This is a genomic window from Caloramator australicus RC3 (assembly GCF_000297115.1).
GTDB lineage: Bacteria > Bacillota > Clostridia > Clostridiales > Caloramatoraceae > Caloramator > Caloramator australicus.
Genome location: NZ_CAKP01000119.1, coordinates 1 through 6,823, shown reverse-complemented (window position 1 = coordinate 6,823; position 6,823 = coordinate 1). Strand labels below are relative to the sequence as shown.

Annotated in this window: 5 protein-coding genes and 2 pseudogenes; 6 read left to right on the top strand and 1 reads right to left on the bottom strand. The window is 33.7% G+C overall.

Going from position 1 to position 6,823, the window contains the following annotated elements; genetic code table 11:
- A partial coding sequence (locus CAAU_RS11550) for a UPF0236 family transposase-like protein (protein ID WP_192811220.1) occupies positions 1-312 on the bottom strand: 312 nt, incomplete at its 3' end.
- A 113-nt stretch (positions 313-425) separates the two neighbouring features.
- Here CAAU_RS11550 and CAAU_RS14385 point away from each other — a divergent pair.
- The 6 genes and pseudogenes from CAAU_RS14385 to CAAU_RS11525 all read left to right on the top strand — a co-directional run.
- Positions 426-551, top strand: a pseudogene (locus tag CAAU_RS14385) (zinc ribbon domain-containing protein); the annotation flags it as partial.
- Between the two features lie 215 nt (positions 552-766).
- On the top strand, positions 767-1,759 hold the full coding sequence (gene galE / locus CAAU_RS11545) for a UDP-glucose 4-epimerase GalE (RefSeq protein ID WP_008909618.1): 993 nt from the start codon (positions 767-769) through the stop codon (positions 1,757-1,759).
- A 132-nt stretch (positions 1,760-1,891) separates the two neighbouring features.
- On the top strand, positions 1,892-2,317 hold the full coding sequence (locus CAAU_RS11540; protein WP_008909617.1) for a MarR family winged helix-turn-helix transcriptional regulator: 426 nt from the start codon (positions 1,892-1,894) through the stop codon (positions 2,315-2,317).
- Between the two features lie 16 nt (positions 2,318-2,333).
- Entirely contained in the window at positions 2,334-4,061 is a 1,728-nt protein-coding gene (locus tag CAAU_RS11535; protein ID WP_008909616.1) for an ABC transporter ATP-binding protein, read from the top strand.
- The gene (locus CAAU_RS11530) at positions 4,058-5,974 is read left to right on the top strand and encodes an ABC transporter ATP-binding protein (RefSeq protein ID WP_008909615.1); all 1,917 of its coding nucleotides are present in this window, start codon (positions 4,058-4,060) and stop codon (positions 5,972-5,974) included. The genes CAAU_RS11535 and CAAU_RS11530 overlap by 4 nt, the downstream gene beginning before the upstream one ends.
- A gap of 139 nt (positions 5,975-6,113) precedes the next feature.
- Positions 6,114-6,823: pseudogene (locus tag CAAU_RS11525) on the top strand (RNA-guided endonuclease TnpB family protein); the annotation flags it as partial.

The following is a 6,823-nucleotide window of genomic DNA, read 5'->3' as shown; positions in this document are numbered from 1 at the left end:
ATATCTATATTCCCCATTCTTCTTAGATTTGTAATACGTTCTTGCATATTCTATTTCGCCTAGCATTGTTACAATCTTTTTCTTGTCTTTCCTTTCTACTACCCATCCCTTTTTCCTTTTTTCATCTTCTTTAATCGTTTTATCTAATTCTTCTAAAAAGTCCTTTATTATGTTTGCTCCTAATTCATCAGTCATTTTTTTAACTACATCAACAAGTTTTGTTAAATCCCATTCTTTTGATATAGTTTCTTCAACATTTTTTATTAATTTAGTAGTGAAATTTATTAAATGTTGTTGTATAATATTATTCAAAAGAGACACCCCCTTATTGGTTTGTGTGTTTTTTTTCACTTTTATTTTATCACAGGGGTTGTCTCTTTTAAATTTTTTGTCTTTTTCGTCCTACAATAATTTTACACTATGGTGAATGTGGATATAAAAATTCTGATGTAAAGAATTTAGCATTGAGAGAATGGAAATGTCCAAAGTGTGGTGCAGTTCATGATAGAGATATAAATGCAAGCAAGAATTTGCTAAAATTAGCCATGTGATTGGTATATATGGGGAAGGAACAGCCCTTTGAGCGTGGGTAATCTGGTAACAGAAGTTACCTTGACCACGAAGCCACCACTTCTATAAGTGGGGGTAGTTCACATTGTTATTTTGTTAATATTATAATTATGGTAGCGAGTTTTTATCTTTTATTTATCTATTTTTTTTAGTATAATACAAATAGAAAAGGTTTTCTATGATAGGGGGAGTTTAAATGAACATTTTAGTTACTGGTGGAGCAGGTTATATAGGTTCCCACACCGTAAAGATGCTCCATAGGATGGGGATTAATGTTGTTGCCTATGATAATCTTGTAAAAGGGCATGAAGAAGCTGTAAAATGTGATATTTTTGTAAAGGGAGACATCTTTGATAGCGAACTTTTAAGGGATACCATAAAAAGATATAATATAGACTCTGTCATTCATTTTGCAGCTTATAGCCTTGTAGGTGAATCTATGGAAAAGCCCATGATGTATTACAAAAACAATGTTGAAGGGACATTAAATCTTCTTGAAGTTATGCTGGATTGTAATGTTAAAAGGCTTGTATTTTCTTCAACTGCAGCAGTTTATGGTGAGCCTGAAAGGGTTCCTATAACTGAAGACCTTCCTAAAAATCCTACCAATGTTTATGGAAGGACAAAACTTATTATGGAAGGGGCAATGGAGGATTATTCAAGAAGTTATGGCCTTAAATATATCGCCTTAAGATATTTTAACGCATGTGGTGCAGATGAAGAAGGAGATATTGGAGAAGACCATAATCCAGAGAGCCATTTAATCCCATTGGTATTGCAGGCTGCATTAGGGAAGAGGGATAGCATAAAGGTATTTGGCGATGATTATCCGACAAAGGATGGAACTTGCATCAGAGACTATATCCATGTTAATGATCTTGCCTATGCCCATTACTTAGCCCTAAAGGCATTATATGAAGGTCATGAATCAGATGTTTTTAACCTAGGAAATGGCGTAGGTTTTTCGGTTAAAGAGATAATCGATGCAGCAGAAGAAGCAGTAGGGCATCCGATTAAAAGAGAAATAGTAGGTCGCCGACCTGGGGACCCTGCTGTTCTTATTGCAAGTTCAGAAAAGATTAAAAAAGAACTTGGCTGGAAACCAAAATATACTGATATAAAGGAAATAATAAAAACGGCATATAATTGGCATAAAAACCATCCTGACGGATTTTCAAAAAAGGCCTAATGTTTAGGCCTTTTTTGATTCGTTTTTCCGAATATTTTTTTCTTGCTTTTTTTACTTATTATGTTACACTTTATAATAGTTATAAAATATAACTATTTAAAGATGAATTAATCCTACAATGGAGGTGGCATAGTGAGTAGGGAAAGGTTGGCTGAGTATTTGCAAACATTTTTGCCGATGTTTTATAAAAAGCTTATGAAGGGCATTACCTTGCCAGGAGTAACAAAGCAACAACTATGGCTATTATATTTAATAGAAAATCATGATGAAAAGCCGATGAGCTTTTATAGTGAAAAAATGATGATTCCAAAGTCTAATTTAACTTCTATTGCTGATAAATTGATTGAAGATGGACTTATTGAAAGGGCATATGATCCAAAGGATAGAAGAATAATTTTACTTAAAATTACCGATAAGGGTAAGCTTTTTATAAATGATTGTAGAGAAAAAACTAAAAAAGCTATTTTTCAAAAATTAGAAAACCTTGATGATAAAGACGTTGATAGATTAAATGAGATATTCGAAGAGATGAAAAGTGTTTTTAACAAGTTAGAATGATTTGGAGTTGATGCACATGATTAAACTTTTTAGGTTTCTTAAAAAATTTAGGTGGCTTGTTATTGCTGTTATTGGCTTTATGTTTGTTCAGGCAATAGCTGAACTTTATCTTCCAACGTTAATGTCTGATATCGTTAATAATGGAATGATGAAGGGTGATACCGCCTATATATGGAGGCGTGGAGGCTACATGCTTTTAGTTGCAGGATTAAGTTCATTAAGTTCAATCGTTGGGGCCTTTCTTTCTGCAAGGGTTGCAGTTGGATTTGGTAAAATTCTCCGTGACAATATTTTTACCAGAGCAGAAAGGTTTTCACTTCATGAATTTGACAAGATAGGAACAGCCTCCATGATAACAAGGACAACCAATGATATAAATCAAGTTCAAATGGTTCTTGTAATGATGATGAGATTTATTATTTATGCACCTATAATGTGTATAGGTGGAATAATAATGGCTTATTCAAAGGATAGGTATTTGACATTAGTATTAGGAGGCATTTTGCCGCTATTTGTTGCAACAATTGTCTTGATTGCAGCTAAAGTTATTCCTCTTTTTAAATCCCTTCAAAAGAAACTCGATAAAGTAAATCAGATATTAAGGGAAAATTTAATTGGTATTAGAGTAATAAGGGCATTTAATAGGATTGATACAGAAAGAAAAAGATTTTATGACGCAAATAGGGACCTTACTGATACTGCAATAAAGGTAAATAAAATAATGGCTGTAATGCAGCCTATTATGATCCTTCTTATGAACTTTACAAGCATATCCATAATTTGGTTTGCTAGCAAAAGGATAGGCGAAAATAGACTTCAAATAGGCGATATGATGGCCTTTTTACAATATGCAATGCAGATTTTATTTTCAATAATAATGGTATCTATTATGTTTGTTATGATTCCAAGGGCTCAAGCTTCTGCAGAAAGAATTAATGAAATTTTTGAGATCGAACCTGAAATAATTGATCCTAAGGATCCTAAAAAAGTCGATGAATTTAAAGGGCATATAGAATTTAAAAATGTTACCTTCAGTTATCCAGGAGCTGAAACCCCGGCTATCGAAGATATCTCCTTTGAAGCAAAGCCAGGGGAGGTTACTGCAATAATAGGGGGAACAGGCTCAGGTAAATCTACAATATTGAATCTTATTATGCGTTTTTATGATGTAGATAGAGGTAACATTTTAATTGACGGAGTCGATATAAGGGAACTAGAGCAAAAAGAATTAAGATCATTTATAGGCTACGTCCCACAAAATGCAGTTTTATTTTCTGGAACTATAGCTGATAATATAAGATACGGTAAGGAAGATGCTACAGATGAAGAAGTAAGACATGCAGCAGAAATTGCCCAAGCTATAGAATTTATCAATGAAATGAAGGATGGCTTTAATTCTTTAGTTTCACAAGGTGGAACGAATTTATCAGGAGGTCAAAAGCAGCGTCTTTCAATAGCAAGGGCCATAGTTAAAAAGCCTAAGATATATATTTTTGATGATAGTTTTTCTGCTTTAGACTTTAAAACAGATGCTAAATTAAGATTAGCCCTTAAAAAGGAAACTACAAATTCAACTGTTCTTATTGTGGCACAAAGAGTCGCAACGATTATGGACGCAGATAAGATTATAGTTTTAGATGAAGGAAGGATAGTTGGGATAGGAAAACATAGGGAACTTTTAAAAACCTGTGAAGTATATCGTGAAATTGTGTCTTCCCAGCTAAGTGAGGAGGAGATAGCATGAGCGAGAGAAGAAGTATCAATAGACCTGCTGGCCCCAGGGGACCTATGGGACCGGCCATGGGAAGACCGGTTGAAAAGGCAAAGGACTTCAAAGGAACAGTAAAAAGGCTTGTTGAATATATGAAACCCCAAAAAATTAAGTTTATTGCTGTATTTATCCTTGCCGTCCTAAGCACAGTTTTTAACATAGTTGGACCTAAGATAATGGGGAAGGCAACGACAAAGCTTGGTGAGGGAATACTTGCAAGATATATGCGAATAATTCAAATACAGATGGCTATCCAAAAAAAGATGCCGCCACAGGTTATAGCAAAGCTCAAAAATTCACCAATTCCAAGTATAGATTATGATTATATCGGAAGAATTCTGCTTATTTTGATAGGACTTTATATAATAAGTGCAAGTTTTAACTTTTTAATGGCTTATATAATGTCAAGCGTATCGCAGGAAATGGTTTTTAAGATGCGCTCTGAGGTTAAGGATAAACTTGATCGGTTGCCTTTAAAATATTTTGACTCACGAACCCATGGAGAGATTTTAAGCCGTGTTACAAATGATATGGATAATATAGCGACAACTCTTCAACAGAGTTTAACCCAGCTTATAACTTCAGTTGTAACTATAATTGGAATATTAGTAATGATGATTTCTATAAGCCCTATAATGACTTTGATTGCCCTCTTTACTTTGCCAGCATCTGGGATATTGACTGCTGTAATCGCAAAGAAATCACAAAAGTATTTTGCGCAGCAGCAAAAGATAATAGGTGAACTTAATGGGCATGTTGAGGAGATGTTTACAGGGCATAAGATTGTTAAGGCCTTTGGACGAGAAGAAGATTCCATAGAAACATTTAAGGAAATAAACGAAAGACTTTATGAGGTTGGTTGGAAGGCGCAGTTTATGTCAGGTTTTATAATGCCTGCCCTTAACTTTGTAAATAATGTTGGTTATGTTTTAATCTGCGTTGTAGGTGGAATTTTTGTTGCAAAAAGAAAGATTCAAATTGGAGATATTCAGGCTTTTATCCAATATATGAGACAGTTTACTCAACCGATAGTTCAAACTGCAAATATAGCTAATATTATTCAATCAACAGTAGCATCTGCAGAACGTGTTTTTGAAGTATTAGATGAGCCTGAAGAAGTGCCAGACAAGGAAAATCCAATGGTTATTGAAAATCCAAAGGGAGAGGTTAAATTTGAACATGTAAAGTTCAGCTACAAGGATGACCAGCCTTTAATGGAAGATATTAATATTCATGTAAAACCAGGACAAATGATTGCGATAGTAGGACCAACTGGTGCAGGGAAAACTACTCTTGTAAACCTTCTAATGAGATTTTATGATGTAAAGGGCGGAAGGATAACTGTTGATGGAGTAGATATAAGAGACATGAAACGTGAAGATTTAAGGAAAATGTTTGGCATGGTTTTACAGGATACATGGCTGTTTAGTGGGACAATAAAGGATAATATAGCCTACGGTAAGGAAGGAGCTACGGATGAAGAAATAATTAGAGCAGCAAAGGCAGCCCATGCGGACCACTTTATAAGGACGCTGCCTGATGGTTACAATACAGTTATTAATGAAGAAGCGTCAAATATCTCTCAGGGACAAAAACAACTTTTAACTATTGCGAGGGCGTTTTTAGCTGATCCTGAAATTTTAATACTTGATGAGGCTACTAGCAACGTAGATACAAGAACGGAGGTTTTAATTCAAAGGGCAATGGCAAATCTTATGAAGGGCAGAACAAGCTTTGTAATAGCCCATAGATTATCAACAATAAGGGATGCAGATCTTATACTTGTTATGAATCATGGAACCATAATAGAGCAGGGAACTCACCAAGAACTCCTAGCAAAGGGTGGATTCTATGCTGAATTATATAACAGCCAGTTTGCAAGGTGAAAACTTAGGGGCTTTACCCTAAGTTTTTTATTTAACTAAAGAGTAACAGAAGTCGCCCACTTCTATAAGTGGGTGATGAATGTTGATTGATAAATTCTTTTTTATGATATAATCAGTATTACAGGAAGGAGGTGTAATTTTGCTAAAGGCTTATAAATACAGGATATATCCAACAAAAGAACAAGAAGAATATTTTGCTAAAGTATTTGGTTGTGTAAGATTTATATACAACAAAATGTTACATGACAAAATAGAATACTATAAAAAAACAGGGGAAATGCTAAACAATACACCTGCACAATATAAAAAAGAATATTCTTTTCTAAAAGAAGTAGATAGTCTTGCACTTTCCAACGCACAACTTAATTTAGAAAAAGCATATAAAAATTTCTTTAGAGATAAAAAAACAGCCTTTCCAAAATTCAAGAAAAAGAAAGGTTACCAGTCTTATACTACAAATAATCAAAATGGGACAGTAACACTTGAAGGTAGTTATCTAAAAGTTCCAAAGTTAAAGACAAAAATAAAAATAAAACAACACAGACAATTTGAAGGAAGAATTAAATCCGTAACTATATCAAAAACACCAACAGGCAAATATTATGCTTCTATACTTGTAGAAGAAGAAATTAAAGAATTACCTAAAATAGATAAAAAAGTAGGTATAGATTTAGGAATTAAAGAATTTGCTATTTTATCTGATGGAACAAAGGTAGAAAATCCAAAATGGTTAAGAAAAACAGAAAAAAGAATTAAAATTATACAAAAATCATTATCAAGAAAGCAAAAGCAAAGTAAAAACTATGAAAGGACAAGACAAAAACTTGACAAAACTACACGAAAAAATAT